General features: G+C 44.5%; 23 protein-coding genes and 1 tRNA gene. 10 read left to right on the top strand and 14 right to left on the bottom strand.

The genetic code is table 11. From position 1 onward, the window contains the following. Positions 1–23 precede the first annotated feature (23 nt). The 3 genes from UWK_RS02375 to UWK_RS02365 form a co-directional block, all read right to left on the bottom strand. Complete coding sequence (locus UWK_RS02375; RefSeq protein WP_015402748.1) at positions 24–416, bottom strand: hypothetical protein; 393 nt, start codon at positions 414–416, stop codon at positions 24–26. A 454-nt stretch (positions 417–870) separates the two neighbouring features. Then, complete coding sequence (locus UWK_RS02370; protein ID WP_015402747.1) at positions 871–1752, bottom strand: dienelactone hydrolase family protein; 882 nt, start codon at positions 1750–1752, stop codon at positions 871–873. Between the two features lie 462 nt (positions 1753–2214). Then, positions 2215–2568, bottom strand: coding sequence for a transposase (locus UWK_RS02365; protein WP_015402746.1), 354 nt, complete (start codon positions 2566–2568; stop codon positions 2215–2217). A 257-nt stretch (positions 2569–2825) separates the two neighbouring features. Between UWK_RS02365 and UWK_RS02360 the strand changes: the two genes are divergently transcribed. The 5 genes from UWK_RS02360 to UWK_RS02340 all read left to right on the top strand — a co-directional run bounded on the left by UWK_RS02360 (position 2826) and on the right by UWK_RS02340 (position 7227). Then, positions 2826–3245, top strand: a complete 420-nt coding sequence (locus UWK_RS02360) for a hypothetical protein (RefSeq protein ID WP_153304796.1) — start codon at positions 2826–2828, stop codon at positions 3243–3245. Between the two features lie 152 nt (positions 3246–3397). Next, positions 3398–3775 carry a hypothetical protein gene (locus tag UWK_RS02355; RefSeq protein ID WP_015402744.1) on the top strand — a complete coding sequence of 126 codons (378 nt, stop codon included), beginning with the start codon at positions 3398–3400 and terminating at the stop codon, positions 3773–3775. Between the two features lie 620 nt (positions 3776–4395). Further along, on the top strand, positions 4396–5328 hold the full coding sequence (locus UWK_RS02350; protein ID WP_015402743.1) for a methyltransferase domain-containing protein: 933 nt from the start codon (positions 4396–4398) through the stop codon (positions 5326–5328). After that, the gene (locus UWK_RS02345) at positions 5328–6566 is read left to right on the top strand and encodes a hypothetical protein (RefSeq protein ID WP_015402742.1); all 1239 of its coding nucleotides are present in this window, start codon (positions 5328–5330) and stop codon (positions 6564–6566) included. Before UWK_RS02350 ends, UWK_RS02345 begins: the two co-directional genes overlap by 1 nt. A gap of 166 nt (positions 6567–6732) precedes the next feature. Continuing rightward, complete coding sequence (locus UWK_RS02340; RefSeq protein ID WP_015402741.1) at positions 6733–7227, top strand: hypothetical protein; 495 nt, start codon at positions 6733–6735, stop codon at positions 7225–7227. On the opposite strand, the gene UWK_RS19220 is transcribed toward UWK_RS02340, so the two are convergent. From UWK_RS19220 to UWK_RS02315, 5 genes are all read right to left on the bottom strand, one after another. Continuing rightward, the gene (locus UWK_RS19220; RefSeq protein ID WP_015402740.1) at positions 7199–7690 is read right to left on the bottom strand and encodes a hypothetical protein; all 492 of its coding nucleotides are present in this window, start codon (positions 7688–7690) and stop codon (positions 7199–7201) included. The two genes, UWK_RS02340 and UWK_RS19220, sit on opposite strands and share 29 nt — an antisense overlap. Positions 7691–7871: 181 nt before the next feature. Next, positions 7872–7948 (bottom strand) — tRNA-Met (locus tag UWK_RS02330). A gap of 78 nt (positions 7949–8026) precedes the next feature. Further along, positions 8027–8464 (bottom strand): acyl-CoA thioesterase, encoded by a 438-nt coding sequence (locus tag UWK_RS02325; RefSeq protein ID WP_015402739.1) that lies wholly within the window; start codon positions 8462–8464, stop codon positions 8027–8029. Further along, the gene (locus tag UWK_RS02320) at positions 8461–9681 is read right to left on the bottom strand and encodes a cofactor-independent phosphoglycerate mutase (protein WP_015402738.1); all 1221 of its coding nucleotides are present in this window, start codon (positions 9679–9681) and stop codon (positions 8461–8463) included. Before UWK_RS02320 ends, UWK_RS02325 begins: the two co-directional genes overlap by 4 nt. 20 nt (positions 9682–9701) lie before the next feature. Then, the gene (locus UWK_RS02315; RefSeq protein WP_015402737.1) at positions 9702–11009 is read right to left on the bottom strand and encodes a homoserine dehydrogenase; all 1308 of its coding nucleotides are present in this window, start codon (positions 11007–11009) and stop codon (positions 9702–9704) included. 263 nt (positions 11010–11272) lie between these two features. Here UWK_RS02315 and UWK_RS02310 point away from each other — a divergent pair, with 263 nt between their 5' ends. The 4 genes from UWK_RS02310 to cobA all read left to right on the top strand — a co-directional run bounded on the left by UWK_RS02310 (position 11273) and on the right by cobA (position 15333). After that, positions 11273–11950 (top strand): adenylate kinase, encoded by a 678-nt coding sequence (locus tag UWK_RS02310; protein WP_015402736.1) that lies wholly within the window; start codon positions 11273–11275, stop codon positions 11948–11950. 167 nt (positions 11951–12117) lie between these two features. Then, positions 12118–12702: a D-sedoheptulose-7-phosphate isomerase gene (locus UWK_RS02305; protein WP_015402735.1), complete on the top strand. Its 585-nt coding sequence runs from the start codon at positions 12118–12120 to the stop codon at positions 12700–12702. Further along, positions 12692–13642 carry a hypothetical protein gene (locus tag UWK_RS02300; RefSeq protein WP_015402734.1) on the top strand — a complete coding sequence of 317 codons (951 nt, stop codon included), beginning with the start codon at positions 12692–12694 and terminating at the stop codon, positions 13640–13642. Before UWK_RS02305 ends, UWK_RS02300 begins: the two co-directional genes overlap by 11 nt. Positions 13643–13788: 146 nt before the next feature. Then, positions 13789–15333, top strand: coding sequence for a uroporphyrinogen-III C-methyltransferase (cobA, locus tag UWK_RS02295; protein WP_015402733.1), 1545 nt, complete (start codon positions 13789–13791; stop codon positions 15331–15333). Between the two features lie 130 nt (positions 15334–15463). On the opposite strand, the gene UWK_RS02290 is transcribed toward cobA, so the two are convergent. Both UWK_RS02290 and UWK_RS02285 read right to left on the bottom strand, forming a co-directional pair. Next, positions 15464–19636 carry a DEAD/DEAH box helicase gene (locus UWK_RS02290; protein ID WP_015402732.1) on the bottom strand — a complete coding sequence of 1391 codons (4173 nt, stop codon included), beginning with the start codon at positions 19634–19636 and terminating at the stop codon, positions 15464–15466. Between the two features lie 233 nt (positions 19637–19869). Then, complete coding sequence (locus UWK_RS02285) at positions 19870–21348, bottom strand: peptidylprolyl isomerase (RefSeq protein ID WP_015402731.1); 1479 nt, start codon at positions 21346–21348, stop codon at positions 19870–19872. 485 nt (positions 21349–21833) lie between these two features. Between UWK_RS02285 and UWK_RS02280 the strand changes: the two genes are divergently transcribed. Continuing rightward, complete coding sequence (locus UWK_RS02280) at positions 21834–22154, top strand: TusE/DsrC/DsvC family sulfur relay protein (protein ID WP_015402730.1); 321 nt, start codon at positions 21834–21836, stop codon at positions 22152–22154. 131 nt (positions 22155–22285) lie between these two features. On the opposite strand, the gene UWK_RS02275 is transcribed toward UWK_RS02280, so the two are convergent. The 4 genes from UWK_RS02275 to UWK_RS18090 are packed head-to-tail and all read right to left on the bottom strand — an operon-like array spanning position 22286 to position 24734. Continuing rightward, positions 22286–23059: an ATP-grasp domain-containing protein gene (locus UWK_RS02275; protein WP_015402729.1), complete on the bottom strand. Its 774-nt coding sequence runs from the start codon at positions 23057–23059 to the stop codon at positions 22286–22288. Continuing rightward, positions 23056–23301: a hypothetical protein gene (locus tag UWK_RS02270; RefSeq protein WP_015402728.1), complete on the bottom strand. Its 246-nt coding sequence runs from the start codon at positions 23299–23301 to the stop codon at positions 23056–23058. Before UWK_RS02270 ends, UWK_RS02275 begins: the two co-directional genes overlap by 4 nt. A 10-nt stretch (positions 23302–23311) precedes the next feature. Beyond that, complete coding sequence (locus tag UWK_RS02265) at positions 23312–23734, bottom strand: bactofilin family protein (RefSeq protein WP_015402727.1); 423 nt, start codon at positions 23732–23734, stop codon at positions 23312–23314. 1 nt (position 23735) lies between these two features. Continuing rightward, positions 23736–24734 carry a M23 family metallopeptidase gene (locus UWK_RS18090; protein ID WP_015402726.1) on the bottom strand — a complete coding sequence of 333 codons (999 nt, stop codon included), beginning with the start codon at positions 24732–24734 and terminating at the stop codon, positions 23736–23738. Positions 24735–24736 lie beyond the last annotated feature (2 nt).

The following is a 24736-nucleotide window of genomic DNA, read 5'->3' as shown; positions in this document are numbered from 1 at the left end:
AAGCGATTACCGGGCAAGTTTGCTTATTGAAACTCAATATAAGAAACCCTCGAGTAGCACGAACTTGGCCCAAGAACAACCATGCCACGTCCTGGAACGTCAGACTGTTTGAGAAGATAGCCACCCAGCTCAACACGAGTTGTTCCATTGCGATTAACTGCAAGTCTTGTGGTGCATCCCTGGACGGTAAGATAGAAGTCATTCGGGTAATCACGCATTGCCATGGAATAATACCAGTGAGGTCTGTTTCCATTATGCCTTCCCCAGTAGAGCCCATCTTCCGAGGAGCTAGGGATAGCAACGCCGGAACCGGTGGCTGAATTTGTTGCTGTGCTTGAATCGTCGTCGTTATCGCTACAACCGGTAAAGGCTAACATGAAGATCAGCAAGAAGGATAATGTCAGTACTCTTTTCATCGTTAATTTTCCATGGTTAAAATTATTCTAGATTAGCACCTCTTTGTACTATATTGGCGGTCAGCATACCAGATTTTATAAAAAAATCACCAATAAACAACCAGAAAGCAATGAAAAAATGCTAAAAACCTGGGTTTATTCGCTAAAAAAATGTTTTTAGACATCTTTTCTACCTGACACGGGACATGATTACCACTCAGGGGTACCTCTATCCGGGCGTGATTTCTCCCCTGTCTTAACGATATTTTATTGTGAGAAATGCAGGGCAGTTTTAGAAGTTGATCTTCGGAAATCGCTTGAGGAAGGATTTAGAATCATAAATCCACGTAGGTTCTCAGGTGGACAGGGGCAAGTTTACCTTAAGATAATTCTGCTCATTTTTTTTGACATATGTTGAACAGTTCTTCACTGATAGGAAGGTCGTTCAGCATATGTCAATTTTGAGTATTCCCACTTAAATGAGCTGCTCCTTAAAAAAGGAAATGGTACGTTTCCAGGCAAGCTCAGCCTGCACTTCATTGTAGCGAGGCGTAGAGTCGTTATGGAAGCCGTGTCTGGTGCCTTCGTAAGTATGCATGACAAAATTTTTATTATTCCCCTTCAAAGCCTCTTTATATACTTTCTGAGTAGTATTCACCCGTGGATCATCTTCAGCGTAATTCAACATAAGAGGCGCTCGGATTTTGGCTACATTTTCAAGAACTGGGGCTACACCATAAAACGGAACTCCGGCATTCAGATCCGCACCCATAGTTACGGCAAGCTCATTAACAACACCACCACCATAACAGAAGCCTGTCGCTCCCAACTTTCCATTAGACAATTCATGTCCTTTTAAAAACTTGGCGCTGTTTAGCATATCGGTAAAAAGTTTGTCTTTGTCTAAGGATTTCTGCATGACTTTGCCATCATCGTCGTTGCCGGGATAACCACCAATCGGTGCCAATCCATCTGGGGCGAGCGTAATGAACCCCTCCACTGCAAATCGACGGGCGACATCTTCTATATAAGGATTCAACCCTCTATTTTCATGGATAACTAAAACGGCTGGAAAAGGACCTTCACTGGCAGGCGTCACCAAATATCCACGCATTTTCCCGGATGAACCACCTGGGGAGTCATATTCAACGTATCTGGGTTTGATGCGTTTGTCAGTAAAAGAGATCGTTTGAGCTTCTGCATAACGAGGGAACAATGCTTCAGCCATAACCAGGGCCGACCCACTTGCAACAACAAGCATCGATGCTTTGTTGAGGAAATCCCTCCTTGTCATCTGTGTATGACAGTATTCATCGTATAAATCATAAACCTTAGGATCGATAGATTCTTTAGTCATAATTGCCTCCTATTAATATTTGCATTGTAGGTAATGACAAAACACCATAGTGCCACGTTGTGGGATTGTGAGACTGATTACGATTACCAATTGTTGAACAATAAATCAAGTATAATGGGATCCCACGGAATAGTGTTGTCAGTTTTTCGTCATATACTATGCCTGGTTATTGAAAGGGGGAGCTGTATAGGCGGTGGAAAGCTCAGCTAAGTTGATTTGTAGTGGAATTTGGTACTTCAACCGTCGATCTCTTATTTTGCTCAAACAGGTAGATGAGCACTACTATCACTTGTTGAGGTGTGGGAGCATCAGAAAACATCTAAACCTGCCTATATTGCACGATAGTTACCCTTTGCCACCGCACATTATTAAAAAAAATCATTTGAATTATCAGTTAGGTAGCATAATTATTCGTTGAATAAGTATGAATCGTCTGTTTTAATGGCAGGACTTCACCCATTTTTATCCAGACCATAACGATAACTGGGGTGAAGCTGATTTTTCATAATTTCTAGGATAGAGCGGCCCTTTTCCAATGCGTTTGAAAATCGATTTAATCCCATCAGCTAACGCATAATATCGAAAATTTGGTATTCCAAAGAGTCGTTTGGCCGCATCCAGTGCGTGCGTAGCAAGAATATTCAGTTTTGTTTTGGTTCCAAGCCAGACAGCTGCAAAGTATGAAGAAGCCAAGACAAGAACTGCCATATTCTTTAAACGATCGTAGGTTAGCACCCGTATATCTTCAATGTCGTAACTTTGCTTGATGAAACGGATTGTATCCTCTACACGCCATCTTGTAAAATATCTGGACATCTCCCATAATATTTATAAAACAAACAGTACGGTTATGTTTGTAGAAAAAAATGACGCAAACTATCTGTTTTTCCATTTTTTAATCTTAATATGGTAATAGCTGGAAAATAAAGATTACAAGGTAATATGTGGACACTATTTTCCATGCAGAATGCCTTAATATTGAGATAAGTGGAAAATGTAGCCAGATATAAGGTGATATGATGGACATTGTCCATGTATTGATACTGTTATACATATATAAACAATTTACTAGCATGACAAAGAACATACCAGAACTAGAAAAAGAACTAAAAATGTGTTTAGACATGGAGAGTCCATCTATTGTTCTTTTAGACACGACAATTGAGAAACACTTTCCAGCGAAACGCCACTTAAGTAACCCGAACGCTCCAAGCTTAGACTGGGGTAGCTTGAAAAAATGGGGCGAAGAAAAAGGCTGGAAAGTGACATTAGCTGTCAACAATAAAAAGATTTACCCAGGGGTAAGGTTCACACCGTTAACGCAAGTAAATCCCATACCAAACTCCGCACCAAATCCACCCGCCGACAATTCCAAGACAAAACATAATTGGGACAATAAACCTATCGGCAAGATTGGAATAGGCGTGGTTATAATTATCATTGGGACATGTGCTGTTTATCTTATCGGAACTCATCTTGGTATCAACCTATAAAAAAGTATAACAAATGTTTACACGCTGACTGGCCCACACGCGCGATCCGCGGTGTGATGCAATCATTTTGCTACGCATAAAATTAATATATTGCTCCACCGCCAGCAGGTGAAACAGGACGTTATACCTCAAAACATTAAGGAGATACTTATTTGAAACGCCCTACTGGTTTTACAGTTATATCTCTTATCCTTGGTTGGTTTGCAATTGGTGCATTCGCAAACGGTGCTATGCAGTTGAATGCTGAGCATGGTTCAAAAATAATGGCAATTCTAGCTTTTTCCTACGGTGTTACCGCATTAGCTTCTACAGTTGGTTTATGGAAATTTAAAAAATGGGCTTATCACTCTTTTCTTGTTTGGTCCTTAATCGTTGTAGCAACAATGTTAAATTTACAATTTGGCATGTATGGTATGTACCGAGCTCCATTCATAGCATTTTTGGGTTTTTCAGTGTTTATCTTGGCGCTTTTAACATTTGCAGTTCTATACATTAAAAAGAACTTAACAAACACAACACAAACTTCATAATATACTGAAATTAAACAATATCGGTATAACAATGCGCTCAAGCACGACGCGCGAGCACGCTGGTTTTAACGGCTTCGGCCATCTCACCACAACCCGAACTCACTTTAACCTCGGCTAGGCGCGCGTCTTAGCTTTGCGTTGGCAGGACTGAATATAAAACCAAACGGCAAACAGCATTACTCGTGGAAGTTGAATCGTCCTCAGAAAGAATTGAAAATATTTCGCCAATCGTTACGCCAAACGGCATGTCATCTTTGGTACACGGAATATAAAGTTAAAAGGAAATACAAATCCTGAGAACGAAACAACTTTTACTGCATTGTTCGTGCATGAAAAAATAGTAAGATAAATCGGCAAGACTTGGTGGTCAAAAATTAAAAGCATAAAAGCATTTGAAGAGCGCAATCTCATCAAACAACTTGTGTGCTAGGGCAAAACTAAATAATCTTAGCCAACTTGGGTGGCCTGCCAACAATACGCTCAAGCACGACGCGCAAACTTGCGCTTTGCTGAATCGGCTTCGGCCAAACTCAATTACAACCCGAACTTACTTTAATCCCGGCTAGGCGCGCGTCTTAGCTTTGCGTTAACTGTTCATCTAATTACATATCTATAACTTGATGGAATATATCACAAAAAAAGAAGAGATATTAGATAGTATTCAGTGGAGTAATTTTTCCTATGAATATGAAATTATATCTATCCACAATATAGATATTCCCACTCTGAAAATCACAGTAATAGATGGCTCTAAAAAAATTCAAATGCAGCCTTTTGTGTTAGGTGAGATTCCAAACATTGAGAACATATCTAGATCATTGTGGGTACTTAACCATTCAAAACGGCCAGAACAACGAAATACTATTTTACGCAATTTCAGCCTCAAACTTGATGTCATTAAGCCTATTTTTGAGAGTATTATTGATAATAAGAGGTATAAGCACATTTTCGAAATTGGCAGTACAGACTCTTTCGTATCCGAGGAAATCATCAAGAAAGTATTTTCAGAAAAGTACATTGGTTTAGATATCGTTACACCCCCTAATAGTAACAACACTGCTAAGCGGCCCTGTGTGCAAGGGCTAAGCGAGCAACTACCATTTGTTGAAGGTGCTTTCGATTTTGCACTGGTCTCGATGACACTCCTAAATATAGTAAGGCCAGATGTCGCATTTTCTGAAATATCAAGGGTATTGAATAATAGATCAACAGTTATAATCATTGATATAAATAGCAATTACTATAAAGCCTGCGGGTTCTACAAAAAGGAAGGTAGTGAGTATTCATTTACGAAAATTTTAAGTACCCAAAAATCCTTTTTCACCCTTAAAACGCTTGGGAGGGATAACTTTTTTATCCATTGTTACCACCATTTTGATTTATATAAAGACTTCTTATGTCAGCATAATTTTGGAATTACAAAGGATTTTGTGTTTGGGCCTACAGTTGAAACAATACTAGACAGATCACAAAAACCACAAAAAGATATCGAGTCGTTTGCGCGCTATATTCAATACCAACCATTCCACCTGGTAGAAGGCCAAAGAAGCTAATGCCACTAATATTTCTGGACTATTTAGATTACAACATCAAAGGAGGCGCAACGGAAAAAGCCCTTAAGTCAATTTTCCAAACAAAACTCCACCAGTTTGCATGGGACATTTTGGCATTTCCAGAAGCAACTTTTCTTGTTGCAGCTCCTGCTATTGCTAAGTGCAAAGATACAGCTATGTTAATGAAAGCATGCGAGAGTATGTGGAAAAGCTCTCGAATAAAATATGTCCTTTCAGGTGAATATGACGGAAACTTCAACCTTTATGTTGCTAATCGCTTAAAGAAACTAGAGAACAATTTTACAGATATTGAACTAAATAGCCATTTTGAGCACAGAGGTTATATATCAAATCACTGGTCTGTAATTTTCAATGACTTCTTGCAAAAATATCGACAAACCACTCCCTTTATCTCTCGGGAGAAAGATTGTGATAAGGAGTTTAGAGAACATGTTAAAAATAATATAGTTACTGATACTTTTGCCAAACAGTTTCCAATCAATACAAACTTAAACATTGAAAAATCACTTATTGACATTGAGGATCAAGCCAACAACAACTCTGAATTATTTCAAAGAGAGTCAATTGTAAATAAGTTTATGGAACATCTTGGATATAATGACCATATTGGGTTAATTGAAATCAACTCGGCATTGGACAAGTCATTTGCTGCTGCAAATGCCTCTGCCGCTTTAGCAACCACCCCGAGCAACACAAATAGGCTAGACGGAAATAGCCTGTCCATCATTTCAAAAAACATCTACATAAAAAATCATTGCACACTATTTGAGTTAATTTGCAGATTAACTATTGATGACTGCAATGATCTTTCAAGGCAAAAGCCATGGGAGTTATTTGTAGATTCTTTAAATGAGGAACTTAAAAAACTTCACCATGCTGATTCTATAGAAGAAATAGCAAAAAGCCTCAAGATTACCAGGCGATATGTTCATCAAAAATACATATTGTCTGTTATAATTTCATTTTTCCTGTCTAGTGTGCTACCTAGCGGTGATGCTGGAAAATATGCAAGCAGCATTTTAACTGATCTGCCTTCAAATATTGCCTCCTTATTTCACAAGACAGTCTCAAAACAACTTGTCAATGTCTGCATCGAACTAGTTGAATTTGTCGACAGGTACTACTACACAAAAAAACAAAATTATTTTCAGGATTATAACAAAAGTTTACAATATTTTTCTAGAAAGGGAATTTTTATCCAAGCAACCGACAGTTAACAATTCAATTAACGCCGACCCGCGAGAAGCTGCGTTTTTTTAAGGGTATTGCGAACACCTTACTTCCTGCCAAGTTGGTTGCCCAACTGGTTGGCGGGCGGGTTATCTCTGGCGTTCGGCAGATAGATTGTGATTTTGGTTAAATTTCATTCAAAGGAGGAATAAAATGACAAAAGAATTATTGAAAAATGTTTTATCACTGGACATTGCTGATGGCCAAGAAGGGCCGGTAGACTTATTAGATGATGAAATTTATAAATTGATAGGTGAGAAAAATATACCAGAAATTCCATTAAAGAACACAAAGGCCATATCATCAAAGTATACACCATCTTTTCCAGGACAACCTTGGCGTGATTTTCAGGTTCAGAATTGTGCACGGAGATTTTTAAAGGAAGTCGTACTTCCCAATTGGAGAGAAAATCACCCTCATGAAAATTGTAGTAATATTCGAGTAGATGAATGGGGCAGAGCTTTATGCCGATATATTAATCCAACGACTATCGGGGTGGATGGACCTTGGGAAAACCCAACCCATTTCTTTTTTATGCTTACAATACATTCCAAACTCAACAAAAATTTGGAATTAGACTTAATACATTTATGCGGGATTATTGCAATATTAATGTCTCTTAATTGCAACTTAAAGAAATCTGTTTAGTTAAGACCATAGTAATAGGAGAAGTAATGACTAAAGAAAAAAGGAATAATGACATAAAAACAAACAAAGATACAGGAAGCGTACCACCAAGCCCGGTAAATCCAAGCATGCCTCCAATGCCAGAACCACCGATGCCACCACCTAACTTGCCAGAAATTACACCATTCCCCCCTGAATCAGAGTCAGAAGAAGAGCAGGAACCGGGGCCAACACCTGAAAGTGAACCTCCGAGTCCACCAAGTTCTGGGGAAGATATGCCACCAATACAAGAATGAGGTTCTATATTGTACCTCAAATTTTGTGTTTGAGCTTTTGATAAAAATATCGGCATTAATTGCCGAACAAACGCATACACTCTGTCCGGCTCACACGCGCGATTTTTCGGTTGTGAATCAAGTAGTTTGCCACGCTCAAAGTTCACGGTAATTCCATGGCTGGCAGGTGATGCAAGGCGTACAGCCATTCCGAATATTTAATATCCTGTCAATGTCCCACCCAGGTTAGGATCTACTGTGCGTCGCCCGTTTTGAACCCCATTTCTGGAAGTAAACATATCTCCCATTAAAGTACCCTTTTTAAAAACCCGACACAAGCCCAATAAAAAAAGGGTTAAGCCGTAAACGACTTAACCCTTTTTTCTATATTGGTAGCGGGGAGAGGATTTGAACCTCTGACCTTCGGGTTATGAGCCCGACGAGCTACCAGACTGCTCCACCCCGCGTTGCGAGAGAGAATATATACCATCAACAGCTATGTGTCAAGAATAAATGTACACCATTATGGTGATGACTGTGATTTACTACTCCGAGGGAGGAAGGAGAGCCTGGAGGCGATGGGCTATCTCGGTGGGAATGGGGGTGAGTTTTCCATCACGATTTACGGCGGCGTGGATAGTATGGCCTTTGGCTATCAGTGTTTCTTTTTCTGCTCCCGGCTCTTCACGCAGAAGCCTGTAAGAGAATTTACAGCTGACTTTCTTGATCCAGACAAGTTTTGTTTCAATCTGCAGCAGGTCATCATAGCGGGCAAAGGCTTTGTAGCGAACAAAGCATTCGGTTACCGGAAGAAGAAGTCCGAGTTCCTCAATGTCACGATAGCTGCAGACTTTTTCCCTCATGAGTTCGGTTCGTCCGATTTCGAAAAAACGGAGGTAGTTTGCATTGTACACCACCGCCGCAGCGTCTGTGTCACCATAGATGACACGATAGGGAGTACGATGAGCAGCTTCGTTTATCACGTGCGCTGGAGGAGTTTTTTTATCATGGTTTCGCCATCCGGAAGGGTGCAGCCATCTTTCTTTCCGGCCATATTTCCTGTTTCCTCGGAAAATCCTTGCCCACTTCCCGGCTGCTGTTCTCTGGAGTCATAGAGAATGGTTGGGACCGGGTGATCAATATGGGTGCGGAGTGATAGCGGAGTGTAGTGGTCCATAGTTGCTATGAGTCGAAAGTCTTCGCCACGTTCACGAAGCCCTTGTACAATGGGGCCTACGATCTTACCGTCAAAGTCTTCAATGGCCTGTAATTTGTCAGAAAGTAAGCCCTGATGTCCGGCTTCATCTGGACCTTCCACGTGGACAAAAACAAAATCCTGTGTTTCCAGGCAGCGTATCGCAGCGTCAGCTTTCCCTTTGTAATTTGTATCTATGTAGCCAGTGGCACCCGGGATATTCAGAATGTCAAGCCCTGCCATAACTCCCAGACCTTTAAGGAGGTCAACGGCGGAAATAAGGCTGCCTGTAATGCCAAATCGCTGCTGAATAGTGGGCATTGCCGGTAACCTGCCTTCACCCCAGAGCCATATTCCATTTGCCGGATTTTTTCCTGCTGCCACTCTTTTTGCGTTGACCGGATGTTTGGCAAGGACTTCACAGGCCTTTGTCAGTAACCCGTTCCAGTTCGGATCGACCATGTAGCGGTGCCAGGGAACTGTCACATCTTTTTCAATGTAATCATGAGGTGGCACTGGGTTTAGGGCGGGATAATCACCTTTCACTACCAGGATATGGCGATAACTGATTCCCGCCTTAAAATGGAATCTGTCACTGCTGCACTCAGCCTCAAGTGCCTGGAGCAGTTGCTGAGATTCCTCGCTGCTTATATGTCCGGCAGAATAGTCAATCATCCGCACCTTGCCTGCTGTCCCCCAATCCAGGGTAACGAGGTTGCAGCGAAAGGCTGTTTCGTCGGGTGCAAGGCTGATATTCATTGCCGCGGCTTCAAGGGGGGCACGTCCGGTGTAGTATTCTTCAGGTTTGTAACCAAGAAGAGAGAGGTTAGCCACATCAGATCCCGGGGGATACCCGGCTGGCACAGTACGGGTGAGAAAGAGCTCTCCCTTCCGGCAGAGAGCATCGAGTACCGGAGTCGAGGCGGTAGCCAGCGGAGTACGGTTGTCAAGTTCCGGTAAAGGCAGGTCTCCCATGCCATCGCCGACAAGAATGAGGTATTTCATCTATAACTTCAGGTGCAGGTTTATTTGTTATCCGTAAGGATTCGTATTTTAACAGTGTTTTCGGTGCAGACATCGAGAGCATCTATCTCCGCGATACACTTTTGTACGGAATCTTCGTTTGCAACATGACTGTGTATAACAATGGCAACGGGGTCAAGCTCATGACGGCTTTTCTGGATTACAGATTTAATTGATATATTATATTTACTGAAAATTCCGGAGATGGTTGACAGGACTCCCGGCTTATCCAGTGCTGTGATCCTGAAATAATAGGGACCACTTAATTCTGACATCGGAGTGATCGTTGGTTTTCCAATATGTTGTGGTAGGTAGGAAAGGGCCGGCACGCGGTTTATCGAATTGCAGAGGATATTGCGTCCAATATCGACAACATCTGCTGCAACGGCACTGCCCGTCGGCATCATTCCGGCGCCAAGGCCGTAGAGCAGGACGTTGCCGACAGTATCACCTGTGAAATGGATGGCGTTATAGGCGCCATTGATGTTAGCCAGCATATGTGAGTTTGGAACCATGGTCGGATGGACACGTGCTTCCACGTGAGTGTCATGGTTGCGGCTGATTGCCAGCAGTTTGATGCGGCAACCGAACTCCTTGGCAAATTCTATGTCCACAGGTGTGATATTGGAGATTCCTTCGGTATTGATGTCATCGAGGTGGACATGTTTGCCATAGGCGATGGTCATAAGGATGGCAAGCTTGTGCGCTGTGTCGATGCCTTCGACATCGTAGGTGGGATCTGCTTCGGCAAAACCCTGTTCCTGGGCATCTTTGAGTACCTCGTCAAAGGGGACGCCTTCGTCGGTCATTCTGGTGAGTATATAGTTGGCTGTACCATTCATGATACCCATGATTGATTCGATGCGGTTGGCAACGAGTCCTTCTTTTAAAGACTTGATGACAGGTATACCGCCCCCCACGCTTGCCTCAAATCCAACTTCAACATTGTTGGCAACTGCTGCTTCAAAGATCTCTTTGCCGTGTACGGATAGGAGAGCCTTGTTTGCAGTAACCACGTGCTTTCCATTTTTGATTGCCTCAAGCATGAAGGTTCTGGCTGGCTCCATACCACCTATCAGTTCCACCACAATATCGATATCAGGATTGCTGAAGATATCTCCAGCGTCTTTGGTCAGTTTCACCCCTGCAAACTGTTCAGGTAGAGAATCTGTCATGATGTCGGCGACCTGGGTCAGGACGATCTCGGTTCCGACCTTTCGCTGCAGTCGTTCTTTCTGTTCGTAAAGAGTTTGTGCAAGACCGCTGCCAACGGTACCAAAACCAATAAGGCCAACTTGAATTTTTTTCATAATATGGGGTGTAGTATCTCTGATTAGTGTGATGAGTTTTTCTGGTAACCGTATTAACTGCGGAGAAAATACCCTTTTTCCCACTGAAAGTCAAAACGTTAAGCGTGGATATTTTACTAGAAACAATTTCATTTTTCGATTAGGTTGTCTGTTAAAATTTTTGAGTGAGTATTCATTCACAACTGCGTTCAGATTGGTGCAGGTGGTAACGATTATTTCTACCCTGTACCAAAGCACATATACTTTGCCTAAAGGAGACTAACATGGCTGTAAACATTCTCGCATTTGGACCAAACGGTAGTGGAAAAGGAACTCAGGGTGCTATTGTGAAAGATAAGTATGGTATGGATCACATTGAGTCCGGTGCCATTTTTCGTGAGCACATTAAAGGTGGAACCGAGCTGGGAATGAAAGCAAAAGCATTCATTGAGGCAGGTGACCTGGTACCCGATGAAATCACCATCCCCATGGTTCTTGAGACCCTTGCCAAATCCAAAGAAAAAGGCTGGTTGCTTGATGGCTTTCCTCGTTCTCTTGCTCAGGCTGAGGCTCTTGACAGTGCTTTGAAAGAGGCCGGAATGAAAATCGACTATGTCATTGAAATCCTTCTTGACCGTCAGATTGCCAAGGAGCGTATCATGGGCCGTCGTCTTTGTGCCAATGATAATAATCATCCAAATCACATTGCTTTTGAGGCTATTAAGCCTGTTGAGAAAGATGGAAAACTGGTTTGTCGTGTCTGTGGCGGTGAACTCAGTGCCCGCGCCGATGATCAGGATGAGGAAGCAATCAACAAGCGTCACGATATTTACTATGACACCAAAACCGGTACAATGGCAGCAGTGAATTATTTTAAAGGTACCGACAGTAAAGTGATTTCTGTTGATGGTTCTCTTCCTATTAAAGAAGTAACAGCGGCAATTCTTGCTGAACTGGACTGATTTTGATGGTTTCGTAAGCTGTCTCTGTGACAGGTTTTTATCTATGGGCATTTCCGTGGCAGGTTACGGTGTGCCCATTTTTTTTGCTTTTTTGTCCGGGATACTTTACATATGAAAGGCAAAAATATTGTATTTATTCTCTTCTATTGATTTATGGGACCTATTTTATGGAACAAATCGTTTCTGAAGGATTGATTAACTCAGTGATGGCCAAAGAGGCTTTTGTAACGGAAAGCCGCAAGAAATTGATCGATCTGGCTTGTCTGATGGTGGTAACGCTTCGTCAGGGCGGAAAAATTTTGATTTTCGGAAATGGCGGCAGTGCTGCCGATGCCCAGCACATGGCTGCTGAATTTGTGAATCGTTTCCTGATTAACAGAAGGCCTCTTGCGGCTGTGGCTTTGAGTACCGATACCTCGATTATCACATCCATTGGCAATGATTTCTCTTTTGATGAGATTTTTTCAAAACAGGTACAGGCGCTTGGAAAGCCTGAAGATCTTGCCCTGGGGATTTCTACTTCAGGATCATCGATGAATGTTATCAAGGGCATTGAAGTGGCTAAAGAGATTGGTATGAGGACGGCGGTTCTTACCGGCGGAATAGCGGGAGACGGTGGTGAGCTTGGAAGGATTTCAGATATCTTCCTCAATGTTCCAACTGCAAAAACACAGCATATCCAGGAAGTACATTTATGGGTGGAACACCTCCTCTGTGAGATTGTAGAGAGGGAGATTTTTGGTGAAGAATAAACCTCTTACTTTTGATGGACTGAAGACCTACTCTCTGCATGATCGGTATTCCAAGGTGACTGTGGAACATTTTGCAACTCCTTTGAGAGAAGGAGCCACTCTTCGTGAATTTATTGCTTCCCTGCCGAAACAGCTTCTCGGGCAGGATTTTCCTGAGCTCGTTCATCGCCTTGCCATGGCTCATCGTGCCGGCCGGCCAATTGTTGTGGGAATGGGAGCACATGTTATTAAAGTTGGGTTAAATCCGGTACTGATTGATCTTATGGAACGCTCTATTATAACAGGGCTTGCCATGAATGGTGCCTGCATTATTCATGATGCTGAAATTGCCATGGCAGGATCAACATCCGAGGAGGTGGGTGATGTCCTTGGTGACGGTGCTTTCGGTGCTGCCAGGGAGACCGGTGAGGTATTAAACGGAGCGATATCACTTGGAGCAAGAGAAAACATTGGCATGGGACAGGCCGTCGGAGAGTATCTTCTTACCAGGGATTTCCCTCACAATGATAAAAGTCTGCTGGCGACCGCTGCAAAACTTGGGGTTCCTGTGACAGTGCATGTTGCCATGGGGACAGATATTATTCATATTCATCCATCGGCTTCGGGTGCAGATATCGGTAAAACCTCCCACCATGATTTTCGCCTGTTCTGTTCAGAGGTTGCTGGGTTACAGGGGGGAGCATATTTGAATGTCGGCTCTGCAGTGTTGCTGCCCGAGGTGTTTCTGAAGGCACTGACTCTGGTGAGAAATCTTGGACACCGGGTTGATGATTTTACCACCGCTAATTTTGACTTTATGAAACATTACCGAACGTTGACGAATGTGGTGAACAGACCTACTGCAACGGGTGGGCGCGGCTATAATATTATAGGACATCATGAGCTGATGATTCCTCTTTTAGCAGCATCATTACTTGATGAATTGAGTGAAAACTGCTAAAACGGCACATCATCGGTGAATGGCTGAAAGTGAAGCTGTAATGGCCTGAATTGGGTGATTGTCTCCACTGTAGTTGTGTAAAAAAAAAGAATGAATGAGCAGTAAACCTCTATAAAAAGACCTTTTTCGTCTTTTCTGGAAATATTATGAGTAAAAAAAGAAATGGTAAGGTGTATCTGGTAGGTGCAGGTCCCGGAGATCCCGGTTTGATAACAGTGAGAGGGAAGTTTCTCCTGCAGAGAGCAGAGGTTGTCGTCTATGACTATCTGGCGAGTCCTAAACTTTTGAAGTATGTCCCTAAAGAAGCAGAGTTGATTTATGCCGGAAAAAAGGGTGGTGTGAAGCATACCCATACCCAGGAAGAAATTAATCAGATGCTGGTTGACTGGGCCGAATCAGGAAAGATGGTTGTCCGCCTCAAGGGTGGTGATCCTTTTATCTTCGGAAGAGGAGGGGAGGAGGTTGAGGTTCTTGCTAAATCGGGGATTGATTTTGAGGTTGTTCCCGGTGTAACCTCGGCTACTGCAGCTGCAACGTATGCCGGAATCCCTATCACCCATCGGGAGTATACCGCATCTGTAGCATTTCTCACCGGTCACGAAGATCCCACAAAGCCCGGATCCAATGTTGACTGGGAAAAACTTGCCACCGGAGCCGGCACCCTGGTTGTGTACATGGGGATAAAAAATCTTCCTGTCATCGTAACGAACCTCATGAAACACGGCCGAGATCCCAAAACTCCGGTTGCTGTGGTTCGATGGGCATCTACCCCTGAACAGCGTACCGTTGTCGGTACTCTTGAAACCATTACCGATATTGTCCGGGAATCCGGCATAAAACCGCCGGCCCTGATCATCGTCGGTGAGGTTGTTAAGCTGAGAGAGACCATTGACTGGTTTGAGAAACGGCCTCTGTTCGGGAAGCGGATCGTGGTTACACGAACCAGAGAGCAGGCATCGGAACTTATGGCTGGTCTTGAAGAGCATGGTGCCAACTGCCTTGAATATTCAACAATCAAGATAGAACCCATGGATTCTTACGAAGTGCTTGACGAGGAGCTTGAACGTCTTGATGAGTATCATTGGATTCTCTTTACCTCTCTGAATGGGGTGAAATACTTTTTTGAACGTCTTTACGCCAAGGGAATGGATGCAAGAAGCATGAAGGGACCGGCGATTGCTGCTGTTGGCAAGGCAACCGCTGACCTCCTGCTTGATTATGGTGTGCGGGCGGATTTACTTCCTGCCGTTTTTACTGGCGAAGGGCTGGCTGAGGCCCTGCTTGATCAGGGAGTTGAAGGGAGAAATGTCCTGATTCCTCGGGCTGAGAAGGCTCGGGAGATACTTCCTGAGACTCTGCGTGGAGCCGGCGCCCAGGTCACTGTCGCTCCGGTTTATAAAAATGTCTCTCCGGAAGGAAAGCGTGAACAACTGCGTCAAGAGCTTGAGTCTGGAAAAGTTGATATGGTGACCTTCACCAGCTCTTCAACGGTCAGTAATTTTCTTTCAATGGTTGATGCAGATAGTAGCTCGGAATTGAGGCGTTTGATGCATGAAGTGACAATTGCAGCGATTGGTCCAATTACTGCGAAGACAGTAACAGATAATGGCCTCCATGTTGACATACAGCCGGAATCACACACGATTCCTGAGTTGGTTCACGAAATTGTGGCGTTTTACTCAAATAAATAACGATTCTGGCAGATTGCTTTTGAATAGGAGTGTGAGATGAGTTTTTGGCACAGGCCACAAACTCTGCGCCCACGTCTATTTACTCCTGCGGCCGAATAGATTCCCCGGCCGCAGGATGTTGTATCTTTCCCTACTGACCGCGAATAAGATCGAGCAGATCTTCGCTGGTCATTTTGGCGCTCATATCAGATCCTTCCAGCAGACTTCCCGCCAGATCCCGTTTCTCCTGGTGCAGTTTTACAATCTTTTCTTCAATGGTATTTTTGCAGACCAGTCTGTAGATAGTTACAGGTCTTTTCTGGCCGATCCGATGGGCGCGATCCGAGGCCTGATCTTCAACGGCAGGGTTCCACCATGGATCCATATGGATAACGTAATCAGCTGCTGTCAGGTTTAGACCAAGTCCTCCAGCCTTGAGGCTGATAAGGAAGAGATCACCTTCACCTGCCTGGAACCTCTCAACTTCCTGTTTACGTTTTGGGCTGCTGGTAGAGCCATCAAGGTATCGGTAGTTGATTCCTTTGGCGTCAAGGTGTTCGCGCAGGATTGTCAGGTGTCCAATAAACTGACTGAATATAAGAGCCTTATGGCCGCCACTGAGCAGCTCGTCAACGACGGAGGCAAATACTTCCAGCTTGGCACTGCCAATACTGGTGTCGGCTGCGATAAGTCGTGGGTTGCAACAGGCCTGACGGAGCTTCATTATTTCAGTCAGGATCTGAAGATGACGAGATTTTTTCTCCCTGTTATTTTCGAGAACCTCCAGAGCATTTTGTCTGAGGGCTTCGTAAAAGTGTTGTTCATCCTCACTCATCTCCACATCCAGCGTTATCTCAGTTCGCGGTGGTAACTCTTCCAGTACCTGGGACTTGATACGGCGTAGAATAAAAGGGCGAATGAGTTTTTTCAGCTTGAGTCTGGCATCACGGTTGTGGTATCGCTCAATTGGGATGGCAAAACGTTCGTTGAAACGGTTCAGGGAACCAAGGAGCCCAGGGTTTATAAAGTGAAACAGGTTCCAGAGTTCGCCCAGGTGGTTTTCTACGGGGGTACCCGTGGTGATTAATTTGAAGCGGGCCTGGAGTGCCATGGCAGCTTTCGATCGTTTGGTTGCTGCATTCTTGATAGCCTGAGCCTCGTCCAGAATAACGGTTTGCCATTTTACGGCAGAGAGGAGATCATTCTCCTGTTGGAGAAGAGTGTAAGTGGTTATCAGGATGTCAAACTTACCGAGTTCGGCGATGGTCTCTTCCCGATTTTTTCCGGTCAGTGTCTTGATATTCAATGTCGGTGTGAAACGATTTGCCTCGGACTGCCAGTTGTTGGAGACGGAAGTTGGCGCGACTACAAGTGACGGGCCCTCTGTTGCCAGTGAAAGCATGGCAGTAAGTGCCTGGACGGTTTTCCCAAGGCCCATATCGTCGGCAAGGCATCCGCCAACACCCCAGTGAGCAAGACGGGATAGCCAGTTATAGCCTTCATGTTGATAATCGCGCAGTTCAGCACGGAGAGTGGATGGTAGCTGCGGTTTAAAAGACTGACTCTCGTGAATACGTTTGATCTGCTCAACCCAGCCATCGTCAACATCTGCCTCTGCCTGGTCAACCAGTTTTTCAAGAGGAATTGCGGCCAGGTGATGGATAAGGAGTTCCCCCTCTTCACCATCGGTCATCCCTTCCGCATAGAGATTTATCTCTTCGAGCTTCTTTTTGAATTCCTGGGTGAGGGCAAGAAATTGACCTTCCCTGATTTGAATAAAATGGCTATGGGATGTTTTTACTTTGGCAAGAAGTTCCCTCAGGTCGATTACCGTATCCTGATCCAGTCTGATTTCCCCGGAGAGGGCAAACCAGTTTTGTTGACTGGTTCGGACTTTGAGGTTGAGGTTTTTTAAAGAGGCCTGATGGGTGATATTTAACTTTTCACCTTCTGGCCATTCAATAACAACTCTGTCCTGTATTGCCTGTAATTCCTGTAAAGCCTGAAGGCAGTCATCGGGGTCCTGAAGATGCCATTCACGATCATTTTCCTGTTCGAGATCGATGGCCAGATCGAGAATAGGGCATGATTCTTCCACTTCCCGTGCCATATGCTCTTCAAGGGAGAGGTTGCGCTTGGTCTGGAGTCGCTGTCCTCGCACTTCAGCGATGATATTTTCAACACCCTGTCCAGGTTTCAGGTAATGACCACCGTCAAGAAAGGGTTTTACAAACATTTCAAGTCTGAAACCGGTGCCATAGGGAAGTAAGTGCATATAAATGGTAGGGTCTGCTTCAACCTGCTCAATATTGGTGTTTATCCCCGGCTGTGTCTCGGCTGCTATGGCCGAATGGACTGTCATAAAAGAAGAAATATTTCCAATGGCGGTGAGCACCTGTTCGCTGGCGTCGATGGGAACAACAAGACCATTTTTGCCAGTAATCTGGGAAATTCTACGGTGATTGTCGTTGATTTCAATAATTTTATAACGGGTGGGGGTTTCCTGGAAGATGGTAATATTGTCTTCTGTTACCTTCTGAGCAAAACAGATATGGAGCTGGTTACCTCGTTCTTCAACCAGAAGTTCCGGTTCTCCGCTAATGAATTCTACTGGGGTTCCAGGAGATTTTGCGAAGAAGAGTAGAGGATGATTGGTCATGGCAAGCAATGTTTTATCCATTTCGAAATGGTAACTGATGCCATGGGTTTCGGTGTTCACCTGCTTTTGAATACATGCTGAAATCTTTCTGTCCTGAACGGTCAGGTAGGGCAGTTTTCCCGAGTAGAGCCGGGAAAGTGAGATAGGTCTGCCTTTACTCCATACTCCAGCTGCATTTCGTTTCTGCTCTTTGGGGTTGATGTGCATCTTCCCATTCTTGTACTCCACCAGCCAGATGAGTCGCTCATTCATTGCATTACTGGACTCATGCGAAGAGGCAGTTACCTGTATCAATGCCTGCAGATTTCGTTTCCACGGTTCTTCAGATTCAAGGATGTCAATCAGCGGAATGAGGCCCGTCTCCCCTTTCAGGCGGGTGATTGTGTCATTGTATTCCCCATCAGTGTCACCAATTCCTGCCAGAAGAGCTGCAAGGTTTAGAGAAAAGAAATGGAAGTCATTGGTGAGCGCCTGATGGTAAAGCCTTTTCACCAGTAGCTTCAATTCAGGCTGGAGGTTCGAGTTTAGCCAGTATTGAGAGAGAGCCGTAACAAGGATGGTGAGACTGTGAGGTGCATCATCCTTATGGAAGCTTGTTTCATCTCCTGGCAGTGCTGTACTGTTTCGTATCTGGAGGAAATTGGCAAGAACCTGATATGCTTTTTCCTCAACACTTTTGCTGAAGAGTGACAGGGCGATACCGATTTGATGGGCAACCTTCTGCTCCTTATCTGTCTGATCATTCTGGAGGACGGCAAGTGCGTGGAAGAGACCAATGGGGCCGAAGAATGCAGCCTTTTCACTGCCAGTCAGGTCGCGAAGAAAATCAAGGTCAAGCTCAAATAAGTCTGCCGTTTTATTTTGGTTGCCTGAGAGAAAGGCGAGGGTGCCGGCTGCTCCGGTGCCGACAAAACTTTCACTGTTTTCTTCAACGAGTTGTTTTGCTTCGACAAGTCTTCCCCTGAATATATATTGATTAAAGAGAATACGCTGAAAGGGGAGCTTCTCGTCCTGGCTAAGTTCTTCTAATCCTGTTTCTTCTTCCAGGTAAGTAAGGATTTCAGGGTAGCTGTTCAGTGTTGACTGCTCGTAGCGCAGAATGTCATTGAGGAGGAAAAACTGGAAGGAAGGAGCAAGACTTCTGAACCATGTGGGGTCGAACGGTCCTGTTGTTACATGAACCGTGGGTGGTAATGGTGAAAGGATCTCCCGGCATTGGCCAGAGAGAAATTCAAGAGCATCGTCGATGACATCAAAATCCTGGGTGTAAATACCAATACGCATTTCACGCATGGCACGCCAGCATCGGGTTGTCCATTTCCCATAGTAGTATGAGACCGGTGCCTCTTTTCGAATGACCTCTGCGTAGGTTGCAAAAGTACCTTCTGCCACTGCAATACGACTGAGTTTCTCTACAATATGTGGAGAACATTGCCGTTCCTTTGTGACCAGGCCAGCTTCTTGGAATTTCGTGAAATAATGGTTCAGGTTGGCAGCAGTTGGGCGATTGCCACGTGGGCTGCGAATATCAAGTTTGCGCAGGCAGTTGACGATTAGAGTCGTGTGGGCAGGCTCGTAGACAATGGATTGGAACTGAAGAAGAGTCTGCTCAAAGGGAGTGAGTTTGTCGTAAATTGGAAGTAAATCGTTGCTTGGGTCTGGCATCTTATATTAGTATGGTGGTGCAGTTTTAAAGCCTAACCCTCGAAAGAGATAAACCATGGAACCTGTACAACAGGACGAAAGAAACTCCTCATCATATCATGGATGGATGAGAAACGAAAGAATATCCTGTTATCGTTTTGTCGTCATTATAACAGGTAGTGTCTGTTCAGTGACAACCTGAGATCCTGGGTATAAAACGGAAGAAAATGAGGCAATGCAGTCCTGGTCGGCTGTTATTGGATATTTCTATTGGTGAAAATATCGGCGGTCCCTTCCTGATTGCGAATCCAGGCGATGAGGATGCGTTCCTGTTTGGCATTAAGAAGCTGTGCCCTGAATCGCTCCTCCTCTTCTGCTGTCAGTGTGGTGGGGTCAGGCAGCGTCCGTCCTGTAAACTGATAGAGGTAGAGATCTTCACCAACCGTTGCAGGTTTCTCTGGTAGAGGTTTGCTGCTGTTCAATGAGAAAACATCCATAAGAAGGTTCGGTGGGAACTCTTTAGTGTCGGAAGCGGTGGAGCTGCGGGACAGGCTGACTTCCTTACTTTCGAGGTTATTGGCCTTGCCAAGCTCGGGTAATTGGCCACCTTCCTGCAGGGCTTTGAGGAGCTCTTCGCTCTTGTTACGGGCGAGAATCTTTGCCTGAGCTTCCCTGTAATCATTGATGACTTGATTTTTTACGGTTTCAAGCGATGGGATTTCAGGGGCCTGGATGGCTTCTGCGTAGAGAATAGAATATCCACTGGGAGATTCGATGAGTGAGCTGAGCTCTCCGGTTTTCAGGGAGAACACCTTTTCCTGAACCACAGGGGAATTGTCCAGGGTAGCCGGAGGTGTCAGGTGTGAGAAAAAATCAGTTTCCTGGATATCGACCTCTGGGTGGATATTTGCATACTCCTGAAGGCTTCCCGCGGAAATAATTCCTTCATAGGCATCATTTGCCCTTTGAAAAACAGCAGCTCGGGTATTGCTGGCATCTTCATTTTTCTCAGAATCAGCATCGTATTGAAAAGAGAGAAACTTCAGTTTTATCAAGGGGTCGGTTTTGTAATTTTCTTTATTCTGGGCAAACCATTCTGCGAGGGCATCGTCTTCAATGACCACATTATCGATGAAGTCAGAAGGGCTGATCTTGATAAAGTTGAGAGTGACGCTTTCTTTTGCCTGCTGGAATAGATCGTTGATTTCCGCATCGGTGACGGTTGTGGCGAAAGATCCAATCGCCTGAACTCCTTTGGCAGAGAGCATATCAACGCGCTGCGATGTTTCAAACTGGTGAGGAGTGAGTCGGTTAGAGGCTAAAAGGGACTTGTATTTCTCCATATTAAAAGAATCATTCACCTGGAATTGAGCCATCTCCTGGATGTGCGTTTGTACTTCAGGGGCAGAAACTAGTATGCCCATCGCTTCAGCTCCCTGTCGAAGGAGTGCCTGCTGGATGAGCTGACTTTTAACCTGTTCGTTCAAGCCCAGGCTTTGCAGAAGTTCTTCCGGAACAGAGCCACCAAATTGCTGGCGATAGCTGGAGAGGAGTTTATCGTATGTGCTCTGGTACTCCTGGAAACTGATTTCCTGATTGTTAACAACAATGGCAGCTTCCCGGCTGTCCATCATGTTGGCTCCAACTCCCCAGAAAATAAAAACAAGAGCGATAACCAGAACGATGGCCTGAATAAAAACAGACTGTGATTTATCCCGAAAAATCTGAAGCATATTAAGTTCTCTTTGGTGAATCGTTAGTGAGTGTTCTTTAGTGAGCAGTAAAAAGATCGTAGAGGAAAAATACTCCCAAATAATCAGGCTGAACGGATTAAAGAATGCAGTTGTCTTAGTTGCAAAAATTTACCTTTTATGGGGGTGCAGTGCAAGGAAAAACGGTGTTAAGGCTGTTTGTGGCCAGTTTTGTGTTTTGTTTGAGCGCCTTGCTTTTTATTGTTATTAAACATGATACCATTTTTACTAAAATGCCTGGCAGAGTGTATCTGGTAATTTCCTTGAATAAATATCATCATTTTATTATGTGTCCTGAGCAGCCTGATAAATAAGTACAGTTTCATGCAGGGATAAGGATGTTTCCTGTGTTAGAAAATGATTACTCATTCACTTGACAAAGTAGCCTGTCTATAGTAATTAGGCTGTCATTACTTCAGAAACAGAAACGGTGAAAGCCACAAACAATATTTTTACGGAGGATTAAGATGCCTACAATAGAACACAACGGAAACAGCTACAACTGTGATGAAGATGGATTCCTGCTTAATGGTATGGATGACATGAACGATGATTGGATTGATTACGTAAAAGGTGTTGAAGGTATTGCAGAGCTTACCGATGAGCACCATAAAGTAATCGACGCTCTTCGTGAGTACTACAAGAAAAACGGTATTGCTCCAATGGTACGTATTCTCTCCAAGACTACCGGTTTTCCTCTTAAGAGAATTTACGAGCTGTTCCCATCAGGACCTGGTAAAGGTGCCTGTAAAATGGCTGGTCTTCCTAAACCTACCGGTTGTGTATAATTACTAACTGAGTAAGGTTTCAGTAGTCAAAAAAAGCCGTTATCCTTGAAACAGGGATAACGGCTTTTTTTTGTGCCTACTGGCACCGTCACCTGTAGCTCTTGTGTGTTGGAGCTATTCCCCTGAGTGTTTCAGGTGGGGGATAATTTGTCCTGAAGGAGTGTCTCTTCTATTGCTTTGACCTTCTCTTGATAGCTGCCGGGGTCGATGGCAGCACCTCTTATTCCGCCTCGTAAATTGATTTCCGCAAGGTATGTTTCAGAATTCTCAGTGATCATCAGGTCGAGGTGTGCGTATGGGAACGAACCACGTTCCATGACATTTCGACATAGGGCGAGCTGGTGTTTTGTTAATGAAACGCTCGCGGCTTGGCCACCACAATGGAGATTGTTACGAAAGCTATCAGGATTACTACGTTCATATGCCTCGATGTAGTCTTTCAGGATGATGACCCGTATGTCCCTACTGTTATTAACAAAAGGCTGAAGGACAAATGGATAGGGGAGAACATTATTCGCTGCCTGGGTGTACACGTCCTCGATATCCTGAAAGAGGTGGATTCCAAGGCCTGCATTTTTACGATCGTGTTTCAGGATAACCTTTCCGATTGAATGTCGACCGTAAAGGGAGACAGTAGCGAGAAGCCCATGGATGTCATAGATGACAACAGTGTGGGGTATCATGAAATGACTGAATAAACGGGCCTGGAATGTTTTGGAGCGGCTGGCGAGTTGTGATGAGGCCGATGGGATGAGCTGTACTCCCCGTTCTAGCATGTCCAGGAGCAGGTGCTCTTCTGCGTACTTCAGGCGAAGTCGACAGGCAATGATATCACCGCCTGAAAGGGTATGGAGGCGTTCGGGGAACTCCCGATTGCTGGTGATAACACGGGGGTGTCTGGTCAAAAGAGCATTTCCGAGAAACGTTGATGGAACATTGTGAGGTCTTCGTTGCACTGCCCGCAGATAAGTCTTATGTTCCCAAGTACTTGAGATGTGTCTTCCTGAGGAGTGAAGCTTCCGTCACTATTTTGGATGTAGAGTGTGGTGATGATCGCATTTTCTGCGACTTCGTAGAATTCTTCATCATTTCCGCATTCAGGACAAACTATTCTATTGGCCGGGCTTGGGAGATCCTTTGGCTGCATGGAGAATATTTCAACCGTTTACAGAGTGGGTGTCACCGGTTTCGGTGCTCACCAAATGGAGATCTTTGCTTGCCACCTTCATTTCTCCGCTGAGTCCTGCACCTGGTTCCACGCTGAGGCTGTTGCTCTCGATAAGTCCTTGAATCTGGCATGTTTTACGAGCTGTAACCATGCTAGCCCTCACATCTCCCTTGAGCGTCCCGTGGCAGACAAAGGTTGCGACCTTTACGTTGCCATTGATTTTTCCGCCTTCGCTGAGAATTAGATGCTCACCTTGGATGTTTCCCTCAATGGTGCCGTCAATTCGGGCTTTGCCCTCAAACACTAACTCCCCCTTGATGGTCATTCGGGAGTCAATGATGGAAGAAATAACTTCTTTGTCAGCTTTTTCACTTTCCTGTTCAAAGCTGTCTTTTTTGTTGAATAGGGCCACCTTAGTTCTCCGAAGTATCAGAAGATGCAGAGTGTTCGTTTTTTGCCGTTAGTGAGACGTTATGTTTTTTTTTGGCATTTAACTGTGAGATAATTACGGGCTGGTAGAGCTTGTTGACTTTCAGAAATTTGCTGGGGTTGATTGGCTGTTTGTCAAGGCATACTTCATAATGAAGGTGAGGTCCGGTGGAGCGGCCACTGTTTCCTACGGTTCCAATAGCCTGGCCGCGTTTTACCCTGTCCCCACGTTTGACAAGAATCTTTTTCATATGTGCAAACTTGGTGGTGTAGCCGTTTCCATGGTTGATCTCCACGTATTTCCCATAGCTACCGTTGAAGAAGGCTTTTTTGACAATACCGTCAGCAGTGGCAACGACTTTCTGACCATAACGGCCACGCATATCTACACCAGAATGGTATCCTTTCTTTCCATTTACCGGATCTGTGCGATGACCAAATGCTGATGTGACAGGACCTGGTATTGGGCGACCAAGAGGCAGAAAGTTTATAGTTTCCATGTAGCGGTCGGAACGGTAGACGAGGTCTGTCCCTGCAGAATCTCGTGGTGCGAGAAAGGGACCACCTGAGTTGTTTCTGTCTTCTACCACGTCCTTTACTTCAATGCCAATGTTGCTCATGATTCGCTCAATCATGCTGCTGCGTTCTTCCAGCTCAGAGACTGCGGTATTGAGAAGAGTTGTCTTTTCCTGCTGAAAATCTTCCGCCTGATTGCTGTTTAGTTCCTGAAGATCCTGAACCTTTAATGCAAGACTGTGTTTCAGGCGATTACTTTTCTGGAGTTCTCTGTTGAGCTCGGTTACTTGATTGTTCAATGCCTTATTGGTGTTGAAGAAATGATAGGCATTGTAACTGATAACAGTCAGGGTGATAAAAAGTGAAGCAGTCAGAAAGCAGGCGGTTTTAAGCCTGCGTTTGGAGAAGAGAAAGCTCTGAGCCTTCCCTTCATCACCCGTGATAATAATATGTAAGCGGTCACTCATTG

It is taken from the genome of Desulfocapsa sulfexigens DSM 10523 (genome assembly GCF_000341395.1).
Taxonomy (GTDB): domain Bacteria; phylum Desulfobacterota; class Desulfobulbia; order Desulfobulbales; family Desulfocapsaceae; genus Desulfocapsa; species Desulfocapsa sulfexigens.
Note: the sequence above shows the minus strand (reverse complement) of the source record. Positions and strands in the feature narration are given on the sequence as shown.

What these genes read in the sequence shown, in the direction of transcription:
- UWK_RS02305 (WP_015402735.1), top strand. Translation starts at nt 12,118, where the DNA reads ATGGAACAAATCGTTTCTGAAGGATTGATTAACTCAGTGATGGCCAAA.
- UWK_RS02360 (WP_153304796.1), top strand. Translation starts at nt 2,826, where the DNA reads ATGACAAAGAACATACCAGAACTAGAAAAAGAACTAAAAATGTGTTTA.
- UWK_RS02315 (WP_015402737.1), bottom strand. Translation starts at nt 11,009, where the DNA reads ATGAAAAAAATTCAAGTTGGCCTTATTGGTTTTGGTACCGTTGGCAGC.
- cobA (WP_015402733.1), top strand. Translation starts at nt 13,789, where the DNA reads ATGAGTAAAAAAAGAAATGGTAAGGTGTATCTGGTAGGTGCAGGTCCC.
- UWK_RS02270 (WP_015402728.1), bottom strand. Translation starts at nt 23,301, where the DNA reads ATGCAGCCAAAGGATCTCCCAAGCCCGGCCAATAGAATAGTTTGTCCT.
- UWK_RS02320 (WP_015402738.1), bottom strand. Translation starts at nt 9,681, where the DNA reads ATGAAATACCTCATTCTTGTCGGCGATGGCATGGGAGACCTGCCTTTA.
- UWK_RS02350 (WP_015402743.1), top strand. Translation starts at nt 4,396, where the DNA reads ATGGAATATATCACAAAAAAAGAAGAGATATTAGATAGTATTCAGTGG.
- UWK_RS02290 (WP_015402732.1), bottom strand. Translation starts at nt 19,636, where the DNA reads ATGCCAGACCCAAGCAACGATTTACTTCCAATTTACGACAAACTCACT.
- UWK_RS18090 (WP_015402726.1), bottom strand. Translation starts at nt 24,734, where the DNA reads ATGAGTGACCGCTTACATATTATTATCACGGGTGATGAAGGGAAGGCT.
- UWK_RS02280 (WP_015402730.1), top strand. Translation starts at nt 21,834, where the DNA reads ATGCCTACAATAGAACACAACGGAAACAGCTACAACTGTGATGAAGAT.
- UWK_RS02365 (WP_015402746.1), bottom strand. Translation starts at nt 2,568, where the DNA reads ATGTCCAGATATTTTACAAGATGGCGTGTAGAGGATACAATCCGTTTC.
- UWK_RS02340 (WP_015402741.1), top strand. Translation starts at nt 6,733, where the DNA reads ATGACAAAAGAATTATTGAAAAATGTTTTATCACTGGACATTGCTGAT.
- UWK_RS02370 (WP_015402747.1), bottom strand. Translation starts at nt 1,752, where the DNA reads ATGACTAAAGAATCTATCGATCCTAAGGTTTATGATTTATACGATGAA.
- UWK_RS02285 (WP_015402731.1), bottom strand. Translation starts at nt 21,348, where the DNA reads ATGCTTCAGATTTTTCGGGATAAATCACAGTCTGTTTTTATTCAGGCC.
- UWK_RS19220 (WP_015402740.1), bottom strand. Translation starts at nt 7,690, where the DNA reads ATGGCTGTACGCCTTGCATCACCTGCCAGCCATGGAATTACCGTGAAC.
- UWK_RS02310 (WP_015402736.1), top strand. Translation starts at nt 11,273, where the DNA reads ATGGCTGTAAACATTCTCGCATTTGGACCAAACGGTAGTGGAAAAGGA.
- UWK_RS02375 (WP_015402748.1), bottom strand. Translation starts at nt 416, where the DNA reads ATGAAAAGAGTACTGACATTATCCTTCTTGCTGATCTTCATGTTAGCC.
- UWK_RS02345 (WP_015402742.1), top strand. Translation starts at nt 5,328, where the DNA reads ATGCCACTAATATTTCTGGACTATTTAGATTACAACATCAAAGGAGGC.